General features: G+C 73.5%; 23 protein-coding genes and 1 pseudogene. 14 read left to right on the forward strand and 10 right to left on the reverse strand.

The annotated features are described in order from the left end of the window. Positions 1-67: 67 nt before the first annotated feature. Both ABZ836_RS09755 and ABZ836_RS09760 read left to right on the forward strand, forming a co-directional pair. Positions 68-1,216 carry a cellulose binding domain-containing protein gene (locus ABZ836_RS09755; RefSeq protein ID WP_356132776.1) on the forward strand — a complete coding sequence of 383 codons (1,149 nt, stop codon included), beginning with the start codon at positions 68-70 and terminating at the stop codon, positions 1,214-1,216. A gap of 222 nt (positions 1,217-1,438) precedes the next feature. Then, complete coding sequence (locus ABZ836_RS09760; RefSeq protein ID WP_361141024.1) at positions 1,439-2,776, forward strand: sugar porter family MFS transporter; 1,338 nt, start codon at positions 1,439-1,441, stop codon at positions 2,774-2,776. A gap of 125 nt (positions 2,777-2,901) precedes the next feature. Here the strand turns inward: ABZ836_RS09760 and ABZ836_RS09765 are convergent, their stop codons facing one another. Further along, a complete protein-coding gene (locus tag ABZ836_RS09765) occupies positions 2,902-3,111 on the reverse strand; it encodes a hypothetical protein (protein WP_361141203.1) in 210 nt (69 codons plus the stop codon). Between the two features lie 166 nt (positions 3,112-3,277). Here ABZ836_RS09765 and speB point away from each other — a divergent pair, with 166 nt between their 5' ends. From speB to ABZ836_RS09780, 3 genes are all read left to right on the forward strand, one after another. Continuing rightward, complete coding sequence (gene speB, locus ABZ836_RS09770; protein WP_361141026.1) at positions 3,278-4,354, forward strand: agmatinase; 1,077 nt, start codon at positions 3,278-3,280, stop codon at positions 4,352-4,354. Positions 4,355-4,447: 93 nt separating this feature from the next. Beyond that, a complete protein-coding gene (gene trxA / locus ABZ836_RS09775) occupies positions 4,448-4,774 on the forward strand; it encodes a thioredoxin TrxA (RefSeq protein ID WP_361141028.1) in 327 nt (108 codons plus the stop codon). Positions 4,775-4,970: 196 nt separating this feature from the next. After that, positions 4,971-5,741, forward strand: a complete 771-nt coding sequence (locus ABZ836_RS09780; RefSeq protein ID WP_361141030.1) for a Type 1 glutamine amidotransferase-like domain-containing protein — start codon at positions 4,971-4,973, stop codon at positions 5,739-5,741. A 38-nt stretch (positions 5,742-5,779) separates the two neighbouring features. Here the strand turns inward: ABZ836_RS09780 and ABZ836_RS09785 are convergent, their stop codons facing one another. Further along, positions 5,780-6,847, reverse strand: a complete 1,068-nt coding sequence (locus ABZ836_RS09785) for a glycoside hydrolase family 43 protein (RefSeq protein WP_356132782.1) — start codon at positions 6,845-6,847, stop codon at positions 5,780-5,782. 102 nt (positions 6,848-6,949) lie between these two features. On the opposite strand from ABZ836_RS09785, the gene ABZ836_RS09790 reads away from it, so the two are divergent. Beyond that, positions 6,950-7,942: a phosphotransferase gene (locus tag ABZ836_RS09790; RefSeq protein WP_361141032.1), complete on the forward strand. Its 993-nt coding sequence runs from the start codon at positions 6,950-6,952 to the stop codon at positions 7,940-7,942. 82 nt (positions 7,943-8,024) lie between these two features. On the opposite strand, the gene ABZ836_RS09795 is transcribed toward ABZ836_RS09790, so the two are convergent. Both ABZ836_RS09795 and ABZ836_RS09800 read right to left on the reverse strand, forming a co-directional pair. Beyond that, positions 8,025-8,501 (reverse strand): lamin tail domain-containing protein, encoded by a 477-nt coding sequence (locus ABZ836_RS09795; RefSeq protein ID WP_356132786.1) that lies wholly within the window; start codon positions 8,499-8,501, stop codon positions 8,025-8,027. Positions 8,502-8,907: 406 nt separating this feature from the next. Then, entirely contained in the window at positions 8,908-10,092 is a 1,185-nt protein-coding gene (locus ABZ836_RS09800) for an FAD-dependent oxidoreductase (RefSeq protein ID WP_361141034.1), read from the reverse strand. A 107-nt stretch (positions 10,093-10,199) separates the two neighbouring features. On the opposite strand from ABZ836_RS09800, the gene ABZ836_RS09805 reads away from it, so the two are divergent. Further along, positions 10,200-10,781: a TetR/AcrR family transcriptional regulator gene (locus tag ABZ836_RS09805; protein WP_356132790.1), complete on the forward strand. Its 582-nt coding sequence runs from the start codon at positions 10,200-10,202 to the stop codon at positions 10,779-10,781. Positions 10,782-10,791: 10 nt separating this feature from the next. Here ABZ836_RS09805 and ABZ836_RS09810 read toward each other — a convergent pair whose 3' ends face one another. Both ABZ836_RS09810 and ABZ836_RS09815 read right to left on the reverse strand, forming a co-directional pair. After that, positions 10,792-12,414, reverse strand: coding sequence for a hypothetical protein (locus ABZ836_RS09810; protein ID WP_361141036.1), 1,623 nt, complete (start codon positions 12,412-12,414; stop codon positions 10,792-10,794). Next, positions 12,411-13,169, reverse strand: a complete 759-nt coding sequence (locus ABZ836_RS09815) for an ABC transporter ATP-binding protein (protein ID WP_361141038.1) — start codon at positions 13,167-13,169, stop codon at positions 12,411-12,413. Before ABZ836_RS09815 ends, ABZ836_RS09810 begins: the two co-directional genes overlap by 4 nt. A 148-nt stretch (positions 13,170-13,317) precedes the next feature. Here ABZ836_RS09815 and ABZ836_RS09820 point away from each other — a divergent pair, with 148 nt between their 5' ends. Continuing rightward, positions 13,318-14,136 (forward strand): DUF2785 domain-containing protein, encoded by an 819-nt coding sequence (locus ABZ836_RS09820; RefSeq protein ID WP_361141040.1) that lies wholly within the window; start codon positions 13,318-13,320, stop codon positions 14,134-14,136. Between the two features lie 57 nt (positions 14,137-14,193). Here the strand turns inward: ABZ836_RS09820 and ABZ836_RS09825 are convergent, their stop codons facing one another. Further along, a complete protein-coding gene (locus ABZ836_RS09825) occupies positions 14,194-14,619 on the reverse strand; it encodes a MarR family transcriptional regulator (RefSeq protein WP_361141042.1) in 426 nt (141 codons plus the stop codon). Between the two features lie 160 nt (positions 14,620-14,779). On the opposite strand from ABZ836_RS09825, the gene ABZ836_RS09830 reads away from it, so the two are divergent. Together ABZ836_RS09830 and ABZ836_RS09835 are read left to right on the forward strand one after the other, a co-directional pair. Beyond that, entirely contained in the window at positions 14,780-16,918 is a 2,139-nt protein-coding gene (locus ABZ836_RS09830; protein WP_361141044.1) for an MMPL family transporter, read from the forward strand. Between the two features lie 258 nt (positions 16,919-17,176). Beyond that, positions 17,177-17,359 (forward strand): hypothetical protein, encoded by a 183-nt coding sequence (locus ABZ836_RS09835; protein ID WP_356132802.1) that lies wholly within the window; start codon positions 17,177-17,179, stop codon positions 17,357-17,359. Between the two features lie 67 nt (positions 17,360-17,426). Here ABZ836_RS09835 and ABZ836_RS09840 read toward each other — a convergent pair whose 3' ends face one another. Next, positions 17,427-17,795 carry a SpoIIE family protein phosphatase gene (locus ABZ836_RS09840; RefSeq protein WP_356132804.1) on the reverse strand — a complete coding sequence of 123 codons (369 nt, stop codon included), beginning with the start codon at positions 17,793-17,795 and terminating at the stop codon, positions 17,427-17,429. Beyond that, positions 17,723-18,403: a CGNR zinc finger domain-containing protein gene (locus ABZ836_RS09845; RefSeq protein ID WP_361141047.1), complete on the reverse strand. Its 681-nt coding sequence runs from the start codon at positions 18,401-18,403 to the stop codon at positions 17,723-17,725. Before ABZ836_RS09845 ends, ABZ836_RS09840 begins: the two co-directional genes overlap by 73 nt. 60 nt (positions 18,404-18,463) lie before the next feature. Between ABZ836_RS09845 and ABZ836_RS09850 the strand changes: the two genes are divergently transcribed. From ABZ836_RS09850 to ABZ836_RS09860, 3 genes and pseudogenes are all read left to right on the forward strand, one after another. Continuing rightward, positions 18,464-19,246 carry an AzlC family ABC transporter permease gene (locus tag ABZ836_RS09850; protein WP_356132808.1) on the forward strand — a complete coding sequence of 261 codons (783 nt, stop codon included), beginning with the start codon at positions 18,464-18,466 and terminating at the stop codon, positions 19,244-19,246. Continuing rightward, positions 19,243-19,542 (forward strand): AzlD domain-containing protein, encoded by a 300-nt coding sequence (locus ABZ836_RS09855; RefSeq protein ID WP_356132810.1) that lies wholly within the window; start codon positions 19,243-19,245, stop codon positions 19,540-19,542. Before ABZ836_RS09850 ends, ABZ836_RS09855 begins: the two co-directional genes overlap by 4 nt. 21 nt (positions 19,543-19,563) lie before the next feature. Beyond that, positions 19,564-19,890 (forward strand): annotated as a pseudogene (locus tag ABZ836_RS09860) (NUDIX domain-containing protein); the annotation flags it as partial. Between the two features lie 310 nt (positions 19,891-20,200). Here ABZ836_RS09860 and araD read toward each other — a convergent pair. Next, positions 20,201-20,965: an L-ribulose-5-phosphate 4-epimerase AraD gene (gene araD / locus ABZ836_RS09865; protein ID WP_356132814.1), complete on the reverse strand. Its 765-nt coding sequence runs from the start codon at positions 20,963-20,965 to the stop codon at positions 20,201-20,203. A 312-nt stretch (positions 20,966-21,277) separates the two neighbouring features. On the opposite strand from araD, the gene ABZ836_RS09870 reads away from it, so the two are divergent. After that, positions 21,278-22,351 carry a LacI family DNA-binding transcriptional regulator gene (locus ABZ836_RS09870; protein WP_361141050.1) on the forward strand — a complete coding sequence of 358 codons (1,074 nt, stop codon included), beginning with the start codon at positions 21,278-21,280 and terminating at the stop codon, positions 22,349-22,351. Positions 22,352-22,487 lie beyond the last annotated feature (136 nt).

Here is a 22,487-nt window from a genome sequence, read left to right on the forward strand (position 1 = left end):
GATGCGCGACCGGCTCCGAAACGCCCTGTCCCATCCCCCACCAGCACGTTTCGATGAAGGGACCCGCATGTCCGCCCTGTTGTCCAGGCTTCGCGCCCTGCATCCCGCACTGGCCGCGTTAGTCCTGACAATCGCCTCGCTGACCTCGGTCGGCCTGGCGACGACGTCGGCCCAGGCCGACACCCTGATATGCGACCAGTACGGCTCCACCACGATCCAGGGCCGCTATGTCGTGCAGAACAACCGCTGGGGGACCAGCGAGCAGCAGTGCATCAACGTCACCGACACCGGCTTCCAGCTGACGACCGCCAACGGCTCCGTCCCCACGAACGGCGCCCCCAAGTCGTACCCGTCGGTCTACAACGGCTGTCATTACACGAACTGTTCACCGGGCACCAACCTGCCGAAGCAGATCAGCACGATCTCCACCGCGCCGAGCAGCATCTCGTACTCCTACGTCAGCAACGCGGTGTACAACGCCTCCTTCGACATCTGGCTGGACCCGTCCCCGAAGAAGGACGGCGTCAGCGCGACCGAGATCATGATCTGGCTCAACCGGGTCGGCCCGATCCAGCCGATCGGCTCGCAGACCGGGACCGCCACGGTCGCCGGCCGCACCTGGGAGGTCTGGACCGGGAACAACGGCGGCAACGACGTGATCTCCTTCGTCGCCCCGTCCGCGCTGAGCAGCATGAGCTTCGACGTCATGGACTTCGTGAACCAGGCGATCTCCAAGGGTCTCGCCCAGCGGTCGTGGTACATCACCAGCATCCAGGCCGGTTTCGAACCATGGCAGAACGGCGCGGGTCTGGCCGTGAACTCCTTCTCCTCCACGGTCAACTCCGGTGACGGCGGCTCCACCCCGCCGCCCACCACTCCCCCGCCGACCAACCCGTCCGGCTCCTGCAAGGTGACCAACACGGCCACCTCCTGGCCCGGCGGCTTCACCTCCAACATCACCGTGACCAACACCGGCTCGACGGCGGTCAACGGCTGGCGGGTGGGCTTCACCCTGCCGTCCGGGCAGTCCGTCACCAACGCCTGGAACGCCACGGTCTCGCCGAGGTCCGGCGCCGTGACGGCGACCAACACCTCGTCCAACGCGCAGATCGCGCCGGGCGCCAGCCAGTCGTTCGGCTTCCAGGGCACCTACTCCGGGTCCTTCGCCAAGCCGACGGCGTACACCCTGAACGGCACGGCCTGCACGGTGGGCTGACGGCCGCCCGCACTCCCCTCCCCCTGACCGGGCCCCGTCCCACGCCGCACGCGTGGAACGGGGCCCGGTCGCTTCGCTGCCGCCGCCTCGATCCACCCGGCCTCCCTCGGCTCGCTCGCCGTCGCCCGGGCGGTCGGGCGGACGGCACGACCGCCGCCGCGTCCGTAGGCCGAACGGACGCTTTCCGTGTGCGTCTCCCGGCGCGGTGGCACCCCTCACAGGGTGAGCGCTGACGACTTCCCCGCGGACGGAACAGCAGGCGGCCGACCGGACACCGGCCGCGAACGGGCGGCCGTCCCCCGCCGGGCATGGCTCCTGGCGGGGCTGACCGCCGCGCTGACCTGCGTGCTCTACGGCTACAGCAGCGGTGTCGTGGCCGGCGCCCAGCTCTACTACACGCCGCGCTTCGACCTCTCGACGGGTCAGCAGGGCTTCGCCGTCTCCTCCTTCCTGCTCGGCGCCGTCCTCAGCGCCCTCACCGCCGGACGGATCAGTGACCGGATCGGCCGCCGCCGCATGCTCCTGCTCGGCGGTCTGCTCTTCGGCGCCGGTCTGCTCGCCTGCGCGCTCGCCCCCGGCTTCGGCCTGTTCCTGGCCGGGCGCATCGTCCAGGGCCTCGCGGCGGGCATCGCCTCCGCCCTCGTCCCCGTCTACCTGTCGGAGATCGCGGACGCCGGCAACCGCGGCCGCATGGGCCTGCTCAACCAGCTGGGCCTCACCCTGGGGCTGTTCCTGTCCTACGTCGTCGCCCTGGTCCTCTCCGGCTCGGGCGACTGGCGGTGGATGTTCGGCGCGGGGGCGGTGGGGGTCGCGGTCTTCCTGCTCCTGTCCCCCGCGCTGCGGGAGTCCCCCGCCTGGCGGCGGAAGCCGAAGGCCGGCGAGCGGAGCCGGACCGCCGGCGGCGACGAGCCCGCCGCCGCCCTGTCCGACCTCTTCACCCCCGCCGTCCGTCCGGCCCTGGCCATCGGTGTCGTGCTGTGCGCCCTGCAGCAGCTGTGCGGGATCAACGCGGTGCTGTACTTCGCCCCGACCGTCATCCGGACCACCGGCCTGTCGGCGTCGAACTCGATCCTCTACTCGGTCTTCATCGGCGCGCTCAACCTGGTCATGACCTTCGTCGCCGCCCGCCTGATCGACCGGTGGGGCCGGCGACCCCTGCTCCTGCTCTCCGTCGGCGGCATGCTCGCCACGCTGATCCCGTTGGGCGCCTGCTTCGTCTGGGACCTCTCCGGGCAGAGCGTGATCGCGCTGCTCTGCCTGCTCGGCTACGTCGCCTTCTTCGCGATCGGCGCCGGCCCGGTGATCCTGCTGCTGGTCTCCGAGCTGTTCCCGCCCGGGATGCGCGCGCGGGGCGCGAGCCTGTGCATGGCGGTGAACTGGATCTGCAACTTCCTGGTCAACCAGTTCTTCCTGAATCTGGTCCACGGCATCGGCGAGGGCCAGACGTTCTGGCTCTTCGGCGCGCTCTGCCTGCTCGGCCTGGTCTTCGTCGCCCGCGCGGTCCCGGAAACGCGGGGCCGCACCGACACCGACATCGCACGCGCTCTCCGCGGCGCCTAGAGCGTGTCGACCTGGCCGGGGAGCGTGTGCCGGCTGTCCGTTCCGCTCCTGGCGCCGACGCAGAGGATCTCGTCCTGCCGCCCGGAGATGGATCCGCTCACGGCCGCTCCCGCGGCCGGCAGCGCTCAGGTGTCGTACTCGCCGTTCCACGGACTCGAGAAACCCGACCTGTCCGGATAGAGCTCGGCCCGGTCGTCCTCGCCGTCCTCGCCGTCCTCATCGGCATGACACTCCGTGACGAGGCCGAAGAGCACCCCCTGATCGCTGTGATCCGGCAGCAGGGGGACGGCTTGTGCGCGCGTGGCGTTGCGGGCCGGTCCGATCAGCTGTGTCATGAAAGCTGAGGGCGGTGAGACCCCTGTTCTCCTCCAGCCCGGCATGCAGCTCCGTGGTGGGCGCACAGGGGCCGTCGGCTCGCCGGAACGCGCTCCGCCCCGGGCGGAAACCGTCACGCGCAGGACCCCGTCCCACCCGCGCGTTCCGAGAGGCAGGCGGAAGGCCATGCAGAATCCACCCGTCACCATGTTCGGACCCCCGATCACCTTTCTCGGCGTTCCGGCCTGCGACCTCGACGACCGGGACTCCTACGCCGACGCGGACGTCGTGGTCCTCGGAGCCCCTCTCGACGGCGGGACCTCCTACCGCTCCGGCGCACGGTTCGGCCCGTCAGCCCTCCGTCAGGCGTGCTACCTCCCTCAGGACGGATCACGGCCGAGCCTGGCACTGCGTGTCGACGCCCTGAAGGACCTGAAGGTCTACGACGCCGGTGACGTGGTCCTCTACAGCGGTGACATGGCGGAGTCGGTCGAGCACATCGAGGCGGCCGTCTTCAGGATCGCCTCTTCAGGTGCCGTCCCCATCGTCCTGGGCGGCGACCACACCATCGCCTGGCCGGACCACACCGGCGTCGCCCGGCACCTCGGCTTCGGCAAGGTTTCCATGATCCATTTCGATGCCCACGCCGACACCGCCGACACCCAGTTCGGCTCTCTGGTGTCGCACGGCACCCCCATGCGCCGCCTCATCGAATCCGGCGCCCTGCGCGGCGACCGCTTCCTGCAGATCGGGCTGCGCGGCTACTGGCCGGACCCGCCGATCCTGCAGTGGATGGCGCAGCACGGACTCCGCTCCTTCGAGATGACCGAGATCGTCGAGCGCGGCCTCGACGAATGCCTCGCCGAGGCCGCCGGCATCGCTGTCGACGACTGCGAGGGAGTCTTCCTCTCGGTCGACGTCGATGTCGTCGACCCCGGCTCGGCTCCCGGCACAGGCACCCCCGAGCCCGGCGGGCTCTCCCCCCGGCAGCTCCTCGACGCGGTCCGGCGGCTCTGCTACGAACTGCCCGTCGTCGGCCTGGACCTGGTCGAGGTCTCACCGCCCCACGACCACGCCGACGTCACCGCCCTGCTCGGCAACCGTGTCGTCCTCGAAGCCCTGTCCGCCATCGCGCGACGCCGCAAGGACCGGCGCGACGGCACCACCTGGGACCGCCGCGAACCGCTGCTGCACGGGCGGGACACCGACGAGCAACTTCGGCAGATCGACGACGGCCGCCTCCACGGCCACACCCACCGGTAGTTGGTCCTTTCGGTGGCATCGGCCGGAGGCCCGCCACGGGAAGGGGTGCGTGGGCGTTGGGCATCCGGTGGACAGCCACGACGAGGAGATCCGATGTCTGAGCAGATCGTGCATGTGACCGACGCGTCGTTCGAGCCTGACGTGATCAGTTCGGACCGACCCGTTCTGCTGGACTTCTGGGCGCCGTGGTGCGGGCCGTGCAGGACGATCGCGCCCCTCCTCGACGAGGTGGCCGCGGATTATCGCGACAGGATCCGGGTCGCGAAGATCAACGTGGACGAGAACCCGGTGACACCGGCGAGGTTCGGCGTCCGAGGCATCCCCACCCTGATCCTCTTCAAGGGCGGTGTCGTGTCGCAGACGAAGGTCGGTGCGCTGTCGAAGGCCCAGATCACCGCGCTTGTCGACAGGCACCTCTGACCGCTGCAGGGCGCACCACCGACGCCCTCCGGCCGCGCTGCCGAAGATGCGCACCCGCCTGTCACGCCCACCGTTCGCACCTGCCGGGGCGTCACGCTCGGCCCGACGGGAAATGCTTCGACCGCGTGCGCGGCCGCCCCTTACTGTTGCGCCTTCCCGTCGATCGCGGCGGGGTGTGAGGAAGGCGGAGTGTGGGATGAAGAGCGGTCGGGCGGGGACGCGGATCCATCTGATCGGCGGTGGCCGGGACGAGGCCGTCGCGCCGGTGCTGTACGGGCCGTTCCTGCGGGACGCCGGTGAGGGGGCGCGGGTCGGCTGCCTGCTGGTCGACGAGGGCGACGGCGACGGGGAGGCCCAGTTCGCCCGGTTCGCCGACGTGCTGACGCGGAGCGGGGACTGCGTGCCGGTGCCGCTGCTGGTGCCGGTCGGGGGCCGTGCCGACGCGGGGCTGCTGGACGGCTTGGACGCGTTGTTCGTGGGCGGTGGGCTGACCCCCGCCTACCAGGAGGCGCTGGCCGGCTGCGGCAGGGAGTTGCGGGAGCTGCTGGTCGAGCGCGCGGTGCCGTACGCGGGGTTCTCCGCCGGGGCCGCCGTGGCGGCGCGGGACGCGGTGGTGGGCGGCTGGCTCGACGACGGGGTGCCGGTGTGTCCGGAGGACTGCGCGGAGGACCTGGAGGAGGTCGACGTGCGGCCCGGACTGGGGCTGGTCCCCTTCACCGTCGACGTGCACGCCGCCCAGTGGGGCACGCTGCCGCGGCTGGTGTCCGCCGTCCGGCGCGGCCTGACGGCGCGGGGGGTCGCGCTGGACGAGAACACGGCGCTGCGGGTCACCCGGGACGCGGACGCGGATGATCCGGTCGCCCGGGTCGAGGGCGCCGGCTGCGCCCACCTGGTGCTCCGTGAGGCGCACGGCGACGGGGTGGTGGTCCGCTCCTACCGGCCGGGGGCTGTCCTGCCCGCCCTGTGACCGGCCTGCCCGCGCCCTCGTCCCGGGGGCCGGCGCGGTCACTCGAAGAACTTGAGGCTCCACCCCGTGTCGGCGGTCGCGCCGGGGACGTTGGCGCGGCGGTAGGTGGTGTTGCCCCACCAGCAGAACGAGCCGGTGTACCAGTAGCGGTTCTCCCAGGCGTACGGGGTGCCCTTCGGCACGGCGTGGAACATGAGGGGGAAGGTGGGCCCGGCGGGAGGGCTGGTCGCGATGTCCCCGTCGAGCAGGACGAAGGTGTGGTGGCCGGGACCGTTGACGTGGAGGGTGGGGTCCCAGCCGGACATCATGGTGGACCGGTTGGATCCGAACAGGCAGCCGTTGGACTTGTACCAGTCCCACACGTGGGTGGGGTCGCCGCCCGCCCGCAGCCTGAGGTCGGCCAGGCAGTACTGGTCGCTCCAGCTGCCGTTGGCGGAGTACACGATGTGCAGTTGCCCGTTGGGGTCCTTGATCGCCTCGGGGCTCTCGTTGATGTAGGGGTTGCCGACCACCCGCTCCCAGCCTTCCCTCGGCTGGGAGATGATGTGGCGGCCGCCGGTGGGGGTGGTCGGGCTGCTCATGCGCGCGATGTACAGGTTCTGCTCGACGTTGGTGTCGCCGGCCCAGCCCGACCAGACGAACCACCGCTGCCCGTTGAAGGTGAACAGCGTCCCGTCGATGGCCCACTTGTCCTCGGGCAGGGCGAGTTTCGTCTCGGCGGTGTATCCGCTGTCGGGGGCGGCTGAGCTGATCACGTACATCCGGTGGGCGGATCCCCGGCCGGCCGTGAAGTAGATGTAGTAGCGGCCGCCGTCCCGCACGATCTCGGGGGCCCACACCTCGCCCAGGTTGCGGGTGTCGGACCAGACCTGGCGGGCGGTGGCCGAGGCGAGCCCTCCGGTGGACGAGGCCTGCCGGACGGCGATGCCGGTGCCGGTGGACTGGACGGAGATGTAGGTGCCGCCGACCCGCAGGACGCTGGGGTCCGCTCCGCGGACGGCCGTCTGCCCGGCCTCGGCGGTGGGCGCGGACGTCAGCGACAGCGCGAGGGCCAGGACGAGGGAGAGGGCGAAGGCTGCTGCGCCCGACGTCCGAGGAAGTCTCATGGCTTCCCTTTCTTCCGGTGGGGGGTGGCGAGCGATGTCTACCCACGACTGGCGTGTGAACATGTCAAAAGCGGGGCCCGGTCGACCACTGGTGTGCGGAGCATGACGGACGACGGCAGCGGTTCGGCAGGAGTGACGGCGGTGGGCGCCACCGACGGCCGGGGCTGGGCCGGGACCCGCGCGTGGGTGGAGCGGAACCTTCCCGCGGGGCACCGTGTCCGCGCGGTGAGCCCCTTGCGCGGCGGCTGGACATCACGGATGCTCCGCCTCGACGTCGAGGGGGACCGGGGTGCGTGTGCGCTCGTGCTCCGCTCCTTCGTCAAGCCGTTCTTCGCGCAGCACGCGCTCGGCCTCCTGACACGGGAGGCGGACGTCCTCCGGCTCCTCGCCGGCACCGGCGTGCCCGCCGCGCGCCTGCTGGGCGTGGACGCCACCGCCGAGCACTGCGACCACCCGTCGCTGCTGATGTCCCTGCTGCCGGGGCGGCCGAGGGTGGACGGGACGGGCGTCGAGCGCCGTTCGGTGCTCCTGGCCGGGCAGTTGGCCCGCATTCACGCGCTGCGCGTCCCGGAGGGGGCCAGGCCGCGCACCTATCAGGCGTGGACCGACCCGGACTCGGTGCGGCTCCCGCGGAACCCCACGCGGCCGGAGGTGTGGCGGCGGGCGGTGGAGGTGATCCGGCGCCCGGCGCCCCCGTACCGTCCGTGCTTCCTGCACCGGGACTACCACCCCGGCAACGTCCTCTTCACGGGCGACGGGGACCAGCCGGCGGTCTCCGGTGTCGTGGACTGGGTGGAGACCTCCTGGGGTCCCGCCGACCTGGACGTGGCCCACTGCTCCACCGCGCTCGCCCTCCTCCACGGCGTGGAGGCCGGGATGCGGTCGGCCGACGACTACACCGCGGCCGGCGGGATCCTCGACGAGGACCCGGCCGGCCATCTGTACTGGCGCGTGCTGGACGCCCTGGCCTTCGCCCCGGACGCCGGGAAGGTCGCCGGCCCCTGGCGGGAACTGGGGCGAAAGGACCTGACGCCGGACGTCCTCACCCGGCGCCTGGAGCGGTATGTGCACGCGCTCCTCGTCCGGTACGGCTGACGTCCGCCATGACATGCGAAAGCGCCGGCCGCACCCCCGGGAGAGAGGGGTACGGCCGGAGCTCCTCACGCGCGGCGGCGGGTCAGCGGCGTCCTCCGCGGCCCCAGCGCTCGATGTCGACGGTCCGGCCCCGGAAGTCCCTCAGCACGGCCGTGTCGGAGTGGTTGTCCCACATGTAGTTGCGGCGGTCCATGTACACGTGGCCACGGCCGTCGCGGCCGACCCCGGTGTGCACGATCACGGAGGAGCGGGCGGGCAACCGGACGTCCCCGAACCGGAAGGTCCCCCGCTCGTCGTTGCGCAGGGTCCAGCCCCGCAGGTTGACGGAGTCCCGGCCCGTGTTGGTGAGGCGGACGATCTCGCCGTTGAGCGAGCGGTTCGAGTGGTCGTCACGGCCGGGGCTGTTGGCCTGCACTCCGGTGATGCTCACCGACGGACCGCGGCGGTCGCGGTGGTCGCGGTCACGGTGGTCGTCGGCGGAGGCCGGCATCGCGAAGGCACCGAGAGCGGCAGCCGCGGCGAGGGTGCCGGCGGCCAGGCGGCGGAAGTTACGAGACAAGAATCGCTCCTTCGTGCTGGCCCCGGCCGACGGGCGACGACCCGTCGGCCGGGGCTGTGTGCGTTCCCGGCGGGACTGCCGAGGACCCACATCCTGCCGCCGCGAGCGGGGCCGAAATGGCCCGAGTCAGGCGCTGTTACCAATCACGGACATTCGCGTTACTTCCCTATATGACTCACAATCTCACCCACACGGGTGAGACCGTCAGTTACCTTTCGAATGCATCGATACCGCCGACAGCAAGGAAGAAACGGTTCTTCCCTGGCGTAGGGCGACGCATCGCCCCGCCTCTCCCGATCCCTTACAGCGCTGTTACCGAAGCTCCGCATCGCACCGAACACCTGAGCCCGTCGACCGCGTCCGTCGAATGCGCGACCGACCCCTCTCCCCGGCCCGGCTCCCCGGTTCACCGGGACGGAGACCGCGAACTCCCGCGCAGTTCCGCGTCCTGGGGCGGCCTCCAGTCGGCGATGCCCTCGAAGCCTCGGAGGAAGAAGGCCGGCCCGGTGCGGGACACCGCGGTGACGACGGTGTTGCGCAGGGCCACCGCGGGGCGGTTGCGGAGCATGGACAGCCGCCCCGCGCCGACCGCCTTGCGGACCAGGGCGGACGTCCGGGGCAGCCTGGCCGCCGTGTAGGCGGGGAGGTCGTCCAGGTGATGGGCCAGCACGACGGCGTCCTCGACGGCCTGGTTGCCGCCCTGCCCCAGGGACGGCGGCATGGCGTGCGCGGCGTCACCGACCAGCGCGACCCGGCCCCGGTGGTGGGCGGGCAGCGGCCTTCGGATGTGGTGGACGTCGTGGCGCAGCACGTCCTCGGGGCGTGCGGCGGCGATGACGGACGGGATCGGCTCGTGCCAGTCGCCGAACAGCCGGCGCAGCTCGGCCCTCTCGTCGTCGGCGGCGCGGCCGCCGGCGGGGGTGAGGGCCGCGGCGTACGCGTAGACCCGGCCGTCCTGGAGGGGGTGGGTTCCCCACAGGCGGCCGCGCCCCCAGGTCTCGTGGGAGGCGAACCGGGCGCCGGGCACGGGGATCATGAGCCGCCAGGTGGTGAAGCCGGAGTACACGGTGCCGGGGTGTTCGGGGAAGAGTGCGGCGCGGACGCGGGAGTGGATGCCGTCGGCGGCCACGACCAGGTCCGCGGTGAGGTGGCCGTCCGGGGTGGTCACGCGGGCGGGCCGGTCGGCGTCGCCCGGATCGGCGAGGGCGGCCGGGCAGGCGGTGCGGATCACGCCCTCGGGGAGCCGTGCCGTGAGGATGTCGACCAGGGCGGCGCGGGGCAGCAGGACCAGGGGGTCGCCGAAGCGTTCGGTGACGGCGGCGACGTCGGTCCGGGCGAGCCACCGGCCGGCCGGGGTGCGCATGCCCCCCTCGCCCTGCCAGGCGGCCAGGGCCCTGACCTCGTCGCCTACGCCGATCACGTCGAGCGCGCTCAGGGCGTTGGGCGCGAGCGAGATCGCGGCCCCGACCGGCGCGAGGGAGGGGGCGCGTTCCAGGACGGTCACCTCCCGTCCGGCCCGGCTCAGGGCTACGGCGGCGGTCAGACCGCCGATCCCGCCTCCGACGACCAGCACGCGCGAGGACTGTGACATGGCTGCTCCTCCTTCGCCCCTGAGGCCGGGACCGGCCGGGAACTACACCCGTAGTACCCCTGGCTCCGAAGTTACTACAGGAGTAGTGAGACCGGTAGGTTGGTGGCATGCCCGCACCGATGTCCCGTGCCCTGGTCGTCGCCGACACCGCGCTCGCCCTGCTGGCCGAGCGCGGCATGCGAGGGCTGACGCACCGGGCGGTGGACGAGACCGCCGGCCTTCCGCACGGTTCCACCTCGAACGTCGCCCGCACCCGGCTGGCACTGCTGGAGCTGGCGGTCCGCCGGCTGGCCGAGCGGGAGGCCGGGGTCCTGGCCGTCGACGAGATGCCGGATCCGCGGGGCGGCAGGGAGCGGCTGGTCGACGCCTTGGCGCTCGCGGTGCACCGCTCCCTGACCGGCAACCGTGACCTGCTGGTCGCCCGCTACGAACTCGCCCTGGAGGCGACGCGCCGCCCTGAGCTGCGTGCCTACTTCGACGCGGCCGGCGCCCGCTTCCGGGAGACGGCGACCGCCCTGGTCGCGGGGCTGGGTTCTCCGGAGCCCGCCCGGCACGCGCTGTCGCTGGTGGCCTGGGCGGACGGTGTGATGTTCTCCTGCGCCGCGGGCTCGTACCACGCGGACCCGCCGGACCAGGACGCGCTGCGGAAGGACCTCAGGGAGCTGTTCGCCGGGATGCTGGGCGACTGAGGGCCCGCGGTCAGCCGCCGTGCTGCCGTGCGGCGCGCCCGGACGGTCCGCGTGACGAGCCCGCTTCGCCCAGCACCATGGCGTTCAGCAGCCCGGGGCCGCGCCGGTCCAGCAGGCGCCCGGTGAGGGCGGGGGCCGAGGACAGCGCCGCCAGGGCCAGGAGGAGACCGGCGAGGACGGTCGCCCACCACGCTCCGGCGGCGGCCCCCACGGCGCCGGGGAGCACCGCGGCCAGCAGCACCGCGGGGAAGATCGTCATCTGGCCCCCGGTCGGGTCGCCCGCACGCTGGCCCGGATACACACGGGCGCGCGCGTCGGTGCCCACGGCGGGCATCACCACGGCCAGCAGCGGCGCACCCACGCTCCCCACCGCCGCGGCGGCGACCGCCCCGAACACCGCGGCGTTCCCCAGCGGCGAGCCGGTCACGGCCCACAGGACGCCCGCGAGCACGACCGACGGCACCCCGAACAGCAGCCCCCACGCGACCGTCCGCCCGCGCACGTCGGCCCTCGACGCGCCCGGCGTGACGAGGAGTTGCCACAGGGCGGTGCCGTCCAGGGCATAGGTGTTGATCGCCACCATGGCTCCGAACACCGCCAGTGCGGGACCCGCCAGCGGCAGTGCCCAGTGCCAGCCCGTCGCCCCGACGATGAGGGCCATCAGCAGCGGTGTCAGCCAGGCGCTGCGCAGTTCCACGCCGCGCGCCGGGTCGCGGAACCAGGTGGCGAGCTCCCGGGCGACGACCGCGGACACCTGGGGAGTGGCCAGGGGCAGGGGCCGGCCCTGGCCGGGGGCGGTGGGCCGGGACGGGGTCGCCCGGCGCGGCGGTCTGCGCAGGGCGACCGCCGTGAGGGCGATCCAGGCGAGGTGCAGCAGCAGGCCGCAGACCAGCAGGCCGGCCAGCGGCGGGAGGACCGCGCCCGGCCCGAGTCCGTCGCGGGCGGCGAGGGCCGCGCGGTACCCCCAGCCGGTGGGCAGGGCGGCCAGGACGTCGACCACCGGCCCGGGCGCCACGTCGAGGGACGGTGCGACGAAGGTGGTCCGGCCGTCGCCGAGGCGAGGGAGCAGCCAGGCGGCGACCGGCACCCATCCGGCGAACGACACGGCGAGCATGGCGGCCGTCTGGACCGCCGCCAGCGTGATTCCGGCCCGGGTCTGCAGCAGGCCGGCGGTCAGCACCGCCACGGTCCTGCCGGCCCAGAGGAGGAAGTAGAGCTGGGCCAGGACGGCCGTGACGGTGATCGCCGTGGCGGCCGGTCCGCCCGGTGCGGCGAGGACCGGCAAGGAGGCCAGGCAGACCAGGGTGATGACGGTGCCGACGCCGAGCGGTTCGGTCCACGACAGGGAGCGGGCGAGCTGCCACGGCCGGACCGGATACCCGCGCAGCCACGCCAGCGGGACGAACGAGGGGTCGTGGCGGGGCTGGACGAGGGGCCCGAAGAGCCACATGCCGCCCCACACGGTGAGCGCGACCGCGATCCAGCCCTCGTGGAGCGTCCCGCGCGCCGAGGCCCAGGCGGCCGCGACGACCAGGGCGGCCAGGGCCAGCCCGCCGACCAGGCCGAAGCCGCGTTCGTCGTGCGGGCCGTTGCGGAGGAGGCGCAGCCTCAGCGCGAGCAGCGTCCGCGTCACGCCAGCCACTCCAGCGCGCGGACCGGGTCGGCGCCCACCAGTTCCACGAAGCGCCGGTTGAGGGTCGTGCCGGCGGCCACGTCCTCGACCGTCCCCTCGACCAGGACGCGACCGCCGGCCACCACGGCGACCCGGCGGCAGTTGCGCTCGACGAAGTCCATGATGTGGCTGGAGAGCACCACGGTGCCGCCGCCTTCGACGTACTGCCGCAGCACGTGCTCGATGGAGTGCGCGGACACCGGGTCGATGGCTTCGAAGGGCTCGTCCAGGACCAGGACGCGGGGCCGGTGCAGCAGGGCGAGCGCCAGGTTGATCTTCTTGCGCATGCCGGTCGAGTACTCCACGATCAGCGTGCGCGGGACCGCGTCCAGCCCCAGGATCTCCAGCAGGTCGGCCGCCCGGGTACGCCAGCCGTCGTCGAGCCCCCGCAGGCCGGCGCTGTAGCGCAGGACCTCGGTGGCGGTCAGCCGCTCGGGCAGGGACAACCCGTCCATCATCACGCCGAGTTGGGCCAGGGCGGCTTCGCGGTCGGTGGCCAGGTCGTGCCCCGCGATCCTGATCCGTCCCGAGGTGGGCTGCCGGAGTCCGCACACGGCCGTCAAGGTGGTCGTCTTTCCCGCGCCGTTGGGGCCGACGATGCCGTAGAACATGCCCGCCGGAATGGTCAGGCTGAGCCGGTCGACGGCGAGCGAGGTGCCGAACCGCTGGGTGAGGTCCGTCATCTCGACGGCGGGAACGCTGGGCGAGTCGGGCACGGGTGGGACTTCCCGGTCAGGTCGGAGGAGGAGGGAACGGGGCGGGGGCGCGTACCCGATCATCGTGCAGGAGGGACCGGCACCGGAAGTGATTTCCGGCCGGAAACCCGATCATCGCTGCGGGACCGGGGTGTGGGAGTCTGGCGGCATGACTGGTGACCTCGTCGACTGGCCGTCGCTCGCGGCGGACGGTTTCCGCCGGCCCGCCGGGGTTCCGGCGGCCCGGCTGGCCGCCGAGGTGTCGGTCATGCTGGCCTCGCCCGATCCGGTGGTCCGCGACGACCGTGCCTACGCGGCGGCCTCGCGCTGGATCAGGGAAGGGCATTTCGACGAGGTGCTCGAGGAGTTGGGCGACTCGGCCGCCGGCCGGTTCGCGCATCCCGAGGTGCAGGCCAGGACGTTCGCGCCGCTGACCCTCTCCCTGGTCCTGTCCCGGGAGGCCGCGGAGCCGGGCCTGGTGACCACGGCGGCGGTCACGCGCTGGTACGGGTCGTTCTCGGCCTGGTACCCGGCGGAGGCGGACACCCGCGGATGGGACGAGGCGCTGGGGTGGCTCCACGCCGTGGCGCACGGCGCGGACGCCGCCGCCGCGTTCGCCGAGGTGCTGCCCCGACTCCGCCCGGATCTGCTCGAGTTGTGCGCCCGGCGCATGACGGCGCCGGACGTCCCGTACCGCTACGGGCAGTTGGAGGACGCGCGTCTCGCCCGGGCGGTCACGCGGATCCTCACGGGCCCCGGGCTGACGCGGGAGCAGTCCGTCGGATGGCTGGACGTGGTCGCCAGGGCCTTCGAGGGCGGCGGGCCGGGTCCCGTACCGGTCTGGGCGTTCAACACCTTCGCCACCCTGCAGTCGCTCCATCTGCACCTGGCGCGGGGCATCGCGGGCGAGGGTGTCCCCCGGCACGCCGAGGCGGTCGCCTCCCGTGTGGCGGACATCCTCCGGCTGCCGTACCACTGGCTCGGCTGAGCGCGAAGAGCCCTCCCCGGCCCGATCACCCCGTACGCGGCCCCCGGCGGGCGCCGCTCACGGTGGGTCGCGGCGCAGCCGGGCGAGTTCGGCGTTCATCTCGGCCAGGAAGCGGACGACGACCGTCAGCTCCTCGGTGCTGAAGCGGCTCCGGGCGGCATCGGTGCTCCTGGCCAGTGGCCGGAAGTAGTCCATGGCGAGGCCACGGGCCGCCGCCGCGTAGTGCAGGTGGACCACGCGGCGGTCGCCGGCGTCCCGGACCCGGCGGATGTGTCCGGCCCGCTCCAGCCGGTCGAGGCAGGCGGTGACCGCGCCGGACGTGAGGTTGAGCTGCTTGCGCAGCCGCCCGGGCGTCATGGGACCGGACTCCTCCTCGGGGTCCGCGTCGGCGTCCAGGATGGCGATCAGCGCCTGCATGTCGGTGAGGTGCAGGCCGTGCGCCTGCGCGAACTCCTGGACGATGCGGTTGAACTCGCTGTTCATCCGGCGCAACAAAACGGCGAACGCCTGCAACCCGGTGGGGTCGTCCGCCGGAAGAGACGCAAGGGGCACACCGGAACCGCTCATCCCCCCAGCTTAGTACCTCTCGATGATTGAGATACTTTATGATCGAGTTACTTCCTCCACGCACGATGGGATTCGCATGAGTACCGCACCACGACGGGCCCGCTGGCTCGTCCCGCTCGTCCTGCTGCTCGTCTGGCTGGGGGTGGGCGGCGCGCTCGGCCCGTACGCCGGCAAGCTGGGCGAGGTGGCCACCAACGACCAGGCCTCCTTCCTGCCCCGTAGCGCCGAGTCCACCCGCGTCCTGGACGCCGGCGCGGCCTTCGACCGGTCCGAGAGCGTGCCGGCCATCGTGGTCTGGACCGCGGACGGGGAGCGGCTGTCGGAGGACCTGCAGGCCGAGGCCACCCGCGCGGTCGCCGCCCTCGCCGGCCGGCCCGGGATCGTGGAGCGCCCCTCCCCCGCGCTGCTCTCCGAGGACCGCGAGGCGATGCAGGCCGTCGTCCAGTTGGCGCCCGACCTGGAGGACGAGCTGCCGGCCGTCCTCGCCGCGATCGACAAGGCGGCCGACGGCGTGCCCGGCACCACGGCGCAGATCGCCGGTCCCGCGGCCAGTCAGGCCGACCTGTCGGACGCCTTCGCGGGCATCGACGGACTGCTGCTGGGTGTGGCGCTGGGCGCCGTGCTGCTGATCCTGCTGCTGGTCTACCGCAGCGTGCTGCTGCCGTTCCTGATCATCCTGGGGTCGGTCTTCGCCCTGGGCGTCGCGTGTGCCGTGGTGTACGCGCTGGCCGACCGGGACCTGCTCCGGGTCGACGGGCAGGTGCAGGGCATCCTGTCCATCCTGGTGATCGGCGCCGCCACCGACTACGCCCTGCTGCTGGCCGCGCGGTTCCGCGAGGAACTCGCCCTGCGCGGCGACCGCTTCGCGGCCGCGGCCGCCGCGGTACGCCGCTCGTTCGGGGCGATCACCGCCAGCGCCGCGACCGTGGCGCTCGGCCTGCTGGCGCTGCTCGCGAGCGACCTCACCAACAACCGCGCGCTGGGACCGGTCGGCGCCATCGGCATCGCCTGTGCCGTGCTCACGACGCTGACCTTCCTGCCGGCCGCGCTGGCGCTGGCGGGCCGCACCGCGTACTGGCCGTCCAGGCCGAAGCCGCCGGAGGAGAGCGCCGAGGGCAGTGGCGTGTGGCGCCGGATCGCCAGGACGGTGGACGGCCGGCCGCGCCGGACCTGGGTGGTGACGGCGCTCGTCCTGACCGCCTGCGCCGCCTTCGCGCCTTCCCTGTCCTCCCGGGGCGTGCCGCTCGACGAGATCTTCGTCAACGACGCGCCCTCGGTCGCCGCGCAGCGCACGCTCGGTGAGCACTTCCCCGGCGGCTCCGGCAACCCGGCCGTGATCATCGCCGACGCCGACCGCACGGCCGAGGTGACGGCCGCCGCCCGGGACACCGACGGTGTGGCGGACGCCGACGCCGTCTCCGCCTCCGGACGCCCCGGCGCGGGCCGGCCGCTCGTGGTGGACGGACGGGTGCGCATCGACGCCACCCTGGAGGCCTCCGCCGACAGCGACGCGGCCAAGGCGACCGTCGAGCGCCTGCGGGAGCGGGTCCACGCCGTCCCCGGCGCCGACGCGCTGGTCGGTGGGTACACGGCACAGCAGTACGACACCCAGGAGACCGCGGCCCGGGACCGGGCGGTCATCGTGCCGATCGTGCTCGCCGTCATCCTGCTGATCCTGATGGCGCTGCTGCGCTCCCTGCTGGTGCCGGTGCTGCTGGTGGCGACGGTCGGGCTGAACTTCCTGGCCACGCTCGGGGTCTCCGCGCTCGTCTTCGAGAACCTGCTGGGCTTCAGCGGCACGGACGCGTCGGTTCCGCTGTACGGCTTCGTGTTCCTGGTCGCGCTGGGCGTCGACTACAACATCTTCCTGATGTCCCGGGTGAGGGAGGAGGCGCTCGTCCACGGCAACCGGCAGGGCGTGCTCCGCGGCCTGACCACCACCGGCGGGGTGATCACCTCGGCGGGTGTGGTGCTCGCCGCGACGTTCGCGGCCCTGATGGTGATCCCGCTGGCCTTCCTGGTGCAGATCGCCTTCATCGTCGCCTTCGGTGTACTGCTGGACACGCTCGTGGTCCGGTCGCTGCTGGTGCCGGCGCTGGTGATCGACGTCGGGGAGCGGGCGTGGTGGCCCAGCGCCCTGGCCAGGAAGGGCCCGGCGAAGGCGCCGGCGGCCGACGCCGCGGCGCCGCCGGCCGAACGGGCGCCGGCCGAGTAGGTCCGCCGCCGCCCTGCCCGGACCACCGGGCGTCCGCCTCCTCCGCGGACGCCCGGTGGTCCGGCCGCTCCGCGGGGCGGTCGATCAGCCGTTGTGGCGGAGGCCGGGCGGACGGAGGCGAGCAGACGGAAGCCGGGCGGACGGAGCGCCTTGTCGTGGTGGGTGTCGCCGCCGGGCCCCACGGCGCGTGCGTCAGGGTGTCGTCAGGACTTCCCCCGGCAACGGCCGACCTGCCGTACGCGCCCCTACAGTGCGACCATGAGCCGACACGACGGACGTCTGCCGTTCGACCACCGCGTACGCCGTTGTTCGGTCGCGCTCTTCGCCGGCGCCTCCCTGGCCAGTGCCCTCGGGCTGGCGCTGGGCAGCATGTGGCTGCTCGGCGCGGGCGCCTGGCTCCTCATCGCGGCCTTCCTCCTGGAACTGGTCTACCGCCCGTGACCCGACCCGGCCGCGAGGCCTGCCCCGCGGCGGCCCGCACCGCTTGTGCCGCACTACGGGCCGCTCCTCACGCGTCGGAGCGGATCAGCAGCAGGGCGATGTCGTCGTACCGGGGCCCTGAGGCGTGGGCGTGTCGCAGCAGGCCCTCCGTCGTCCGGTCCAGGTCGGCGGGATCCATCAGGGACAGCTTGTGCGGGCGGTAGGCGTGGTCGCTGTCGATGCCGAGGAGCAGCCCCGGCGGCAGGTCCACCGTCTCCGTGCGCCCGTCGGGATGCCGCAGGAGCGGCGGTACGTGCCCGGCGTTGGCGGTGTGGGCCTTGTGAGCGGTGACGATTCGCTTCCGGCTCCTTCTCTTCCGGACGGTCAGCCGCTCTGCCGGGTTCGGGCGTAGTGGCGTCGGGCCCGGTCCCGGTTGCCGCAGTCTCCGGCGCTGCACCAGCGCCGGGTGCCGTTGCGTGAGCGGTCGAGGAAGAACCAGCCGCAGCCGGCGCCTTCGCACCGCCGCACCCGGTCCAGGCCGTCTCCGCCGAGGAGGGCCTCCGCCCGCAGCGCCAACTCGTGCCGGAGGCCGTCGAGGGCGTCCAGGGTGTCGAGGTCGGGCTTCCAGCGCAGCGGGAAGGAAGGGGCCGGGGCACAAGCCCGACGGACCCGGGTCAGGACCTGCCGCAGGGTCTCCCACTCCGCGGCTGGGGGTTCCGCGTCGTCCACGAGGGCGTCCAGGACCGGCAGGAGGGTGTCGCGCAGGTCCACGAGTGCCGCGGTCGCGGTCTCGGCGCGCGCGGGCGCCGCCGCGGCGGCGCGGAGCACGGCCTCCGCGCGGTCGGAGCCGAACAGGCCGGCGGCGACCGCCCAACGCGCCCACGCCTGCGCCCCCTGGACGCGGTCAACCGTGCGCGCGGGGTCCAGACGCCAGGCGACGGTGTTGGCGAAGTCGAGCACCGGGTGTCCGCCCACCAGGGACACACCGGGCCCGTGGAGGCCGCCGGGGGCGGTGGCGGGCCGGGGGGCGGAAGTCGGGAGGGCGGCCGGCTGCTGATGCGTCACGCCCGCATCGTAGTCCACCATCTAACAGTCAAAAGGGATTACGGCTGTTAGCTTGACTCCATGGACAGTCCTCGGGCGGCGCACGCCGCCGCTTCACCGCGCGCGAGTTTCGTCTCCGGGTTACGCACGGGAGCGGGGCTGGCGGCCGCCGCCTTCCTTCTCGCCGTCAGTTTCGGCGCGGTCAGCGCCTCGCAGGGGTGGGGTCGGCTCGCGCCGGTGGTCTGCTCGATGGTCGTCTTCTCGGGCTCGGCCCAGTTCGCCCTGCTGGCGACCCTCGGTGCGGGCGGCGGCCTCGTGGGCGCCGTGACCTCGGCGGCGCTGATCAACGGTCGCTTCGTGCCGATGGGCATCGCCGTGGCCGGTGACCTGCGGGGCGGCCGGTTGCGGCGTGCCCTGGAGGGCCAGGCGGTGGTCGACGGGTCGTGGGCGGCCGCCCACCGCGGCGGCGGCCGGTTCGACCGGTACCTGCTCTTCGGGGCCACCGCGGTCCAGTGGCCGGCCTGGGTGGCCGGGACGGCGCTCGGGGTCGCGGTGTCCCCCGACCCCGGCCTCCTGCACCGGCTGGGACTTGACGTGCTGACACCGGCGCTCTTCGTGGCGCTCCTGTACGAGGAGGTGCGCCGGGAACGGAGCAACCGGCTGCCGGCGTTTCTGGGCGCGCTGATCGCGGCCGGTCTCGTCGCCTTCCTGCCCACGGGCCCCGCCCTCGTCGGCGCGGCACTGGCGGCGCTCGTGGCCCTGGCCCGGCGGACCGGCCGGACGGTCGTCCGGCCGCCCGAACCGGCCGGGGAACCGGACCCGCCCGGACGGCCCGTCCCCTCCGACGACGGAGGCGCACGATGACTCTGTGGCTCGCCATCGGCGCCGTCGCCGTTCTCAGCTTCGCCTGCAAGGCGTTCGGCCCCGCCCTCTTCGGCGGGCGCGCGCTGCCTGCGCGGACGCGGGCGGTGATCGCCCTGACCGCCCCGGCGCTGCTCGCCGGATTCGTCGTGGTGGACGTTCTGGGGCCTCGCTGGAGCACGGTGGACCTCACCCTGCTCGCCGGGCTCGTGGTCGTGCCGGTGCTCGCCCGGTGCCGGGCCCCGCTGCCGGTGTCCCTGGCCGCCGCGGTCGCCGTGACGGCGCTTCTGCGCATGTGAGGGAGCGAAGTGATCTCAAGGATGGATACGACGCACCGGCCCGCCGCACGGATCGTCTGCTTGGACGCCGCTCACCGCGTGCTGCTGCTGCGGTGGCGCGACCCGTTCGACGGCGCCCGGTTGTGGGAGCCGCCCGGCGGCGGGATCGATCCCGGCGAGACCCCCTTGGCGGCGGCGCGGCGGGAACCGACCGAGGAGACGGGGCTCGACGCGGGGGCCGTGGCCGACCGGTCGGTGCCGGTCGAGCGTGACGTGCGGTGGAACGGCAGGCGGTACACGGGGACCGAGCACTTCTTCCTCGCGCGGTTCACCGCGGAGCGACCGGCGCTCGTGCGGTCCGGGCTGATGCCGGACGAGCAGGTCGCCCTGGAGGCGCACGCCTGGGTCGCGTGGTCGGAGCTGGAGTCCCTGGCGGAGCCGGTCAGCCGCCAAGCCTGCTGTCCGAGCTCGGGGCACTGGTCCCGGACGGTCCGTGGGGCTCCGGTGCGTGACGGGGCGTCCGGCGCGGGGCCGCGCCGGGGCGGCCCCGCGGCGGAGCGGCCCCGCGCATCGGCCTCGGGGACGCCCTCGCCGCCGCCGGGCTGCGTCCGGCGGCGGACGTGGTGCTGCATCGGGGAGGGCGGGGGACGACGGGGAACGGACACGGACGATGGGCGCCTCACCCGGCGGATGACGGCTGCGCGGCTCCGACGGCGGGCGTGGCCGCCGGGTTGCCGTAGTAGGCGCCGGGGCCGTGCTTGCGGGTGTAGTGGCGTTCCAGCAGGTGGCGCGGGGGTTCCGGGGCGGCGCCGAGGCGGGCGCCCAGGGCGAGGGTGTGGAGGGCCATCTCCGCGACGGCCTCGCAGACGACCGCGTTCTCCAGGGACGCGGTGGCCGTCGGCCCCCAGGTGAAGGGGCCGTGGCGGGAGACCAGGGCGCCGGGGACCTCCTCGGCCCGCCGGGGGTCGTCGCCGAGCATCGAGACGATCACCTGGCCGGTGTTGTACTCGTAGTCCACGGCGCACTGTTCGGGCGTGAGGTCCTCGGTGACGGGCACGGGCCCGTTGAAGGTGTCGGCATGGGTGGTGCCCAGGACCGGGATGGGCAGGCGGGCCTGGGCGAAGGCGACGGCGTGGGTGGAGTGCGTGTGGGTGACCCCGCCGATGAAGGGGAACGCCCGGTAGAGGCACCGGTGGGTCTCGGTGTCGGTGGACGGCCTGAGACGCCCCTCGACGACCCGGCCGTCGTCCAGCGACACCACGACCAGGTCCTCCTCGGTGAGGTCGGCGTAGGAGACCCCCGAGGGCTTGATGACGAAGACACCCGCCTCCCGGTCGACGCCGCTGACGTTCCCCCAGGTCAGGGTCGCCAGGCCGGCCTCGGGTATCCGGAGGTTGGCCGCCAGGACCTCGCGGCGCAGGGTCGTGAGGGGAGTCTCGTGCACTGGGCTCTCACCGTCCTTAGGGGGCGGCGGAGAGTTCCGGGTGCGATTCCCCGATCACACGGAACCCTGCGCCGATATGGGTGGCCCCCGAATTGTGAGCGCTAACATGTCGTGGACTCAAGGGTGAGGACGAAGTTGGGGCGGACGAGGTCGTGGTTGGCTGAGATCATGATGTGAGCGCTCGCACGACGCCCTCGCACGACGCGTTCGCGCGCAGCGTTCGCACGGTGGCCTGCGGGCCGGTTCGCACTCCGGGCGCCGCCGGCGCGGGACGGCGCCCCCGGGCGAACCGCAGTCGAGGAAGGAAAGAGATTGATCCAGGTACCGGACGGCTCCAAGGCGCCGACCATGGCGGACGTCGCCCGGGTCGCCGGCGTGTCGCACCAGACCGTCTCGCGTGTGCTCAGCGGCCACCCGAACGTCAGCGCCAGGACCCGCGCCGCGGTGACGGAGGTCGTCGAGAAGCTGGGCTACCGCCGCAACTCGGCGGCCCGCGCGCTCGCGACGCGGCGCACGCACACGCTGGGGGTCATCGCGGTGAACACCACGCTGCACGGGCCCGCCAGCACGCTGGCCGGTGTGCAGGAGGCGGCACGGGAGCGGGGATACCTGACCACCGCCGTGACGCTCCGGGCGGCCACCGAGGAGGCGTTGAACGAGGCGGTGCAGCAGCTGGTGGGGTGGGGCGTGGAGGGGATAGTCGCCATCACCCCCTGGCGCGACGCGGTGCGGGCGCTGGCGGCGCTCGAGGCGCCGTGCCCGGTGGTCACCGTGGAGGGCGGTCACGACCTCGACCTTCCCGGCGTCGCGCTGGACCAGCACCTCGGGGCGCGGATGGTGACCGAGCACCTGCTGACGGCCGGTCACTCCACCGTCTGGCACGTGGCGGGGCCCGAGGACTGGCTGGAGAGCGAGGCCCGGACGGCCGGGTGGGAGGCGGCGCTCCGGGACGCCGGGGCGGAGGTTCCTCCGCTGCTGCGGGGCGACTGGAGTCCGCTGTCGGGTTACCAGGCGGGCCAGCAACTGGCCGGCCGGGTGCTGGCGTCGCCCGCCCAGGGAGGCGCCCTCACCGCGGTGTTCGTCGCCAACGACCAGATGGCGCTCGGGGTGCTGCGGGCGTTCCGCGAGGCGGGGCTGGACACGCCGGCGGACGTGGCGGTGGCCGGGTTCGACGACATCCCGGAGGCGGAGTTCTTCCCGCCGCCGCTGACGACGGTCCGGCAGGACTTCGCCTCGCTCGGGCGCAGCAGCATCGGCCTGCTGCTGGAGCACATCGAGGGCACGGCCGGGGGGACGACCCACCTGACGCTCGCCCCCGAGCTGATCGTCCGCGCCAGCACGGCGCGTCGGCGCGCGGCCACGGCCGGCAGAAGGGCGTCGGACTGAACGGCGTTGCACCGAACGGCATTGCACTGAGCGGCGCCGGACCGAACGGCGTAGAACCGCGCCGCGCCGGACTGAACGGCGCCGGCCGGCGCGCGAGTGCCGCGCGGCCCGCGGTGGGTGCGGGCCGCGCGGCGTG

It is taken from the genome of Streptomyces sp. NPDC047130, assembly GCF_040643475.1.
Classification (GTDB): domain Bacteria; phylum Actinomycetota; class Actinomycetes; order Streptomycetales; family Streptomycetaceae; genus Streptomyces.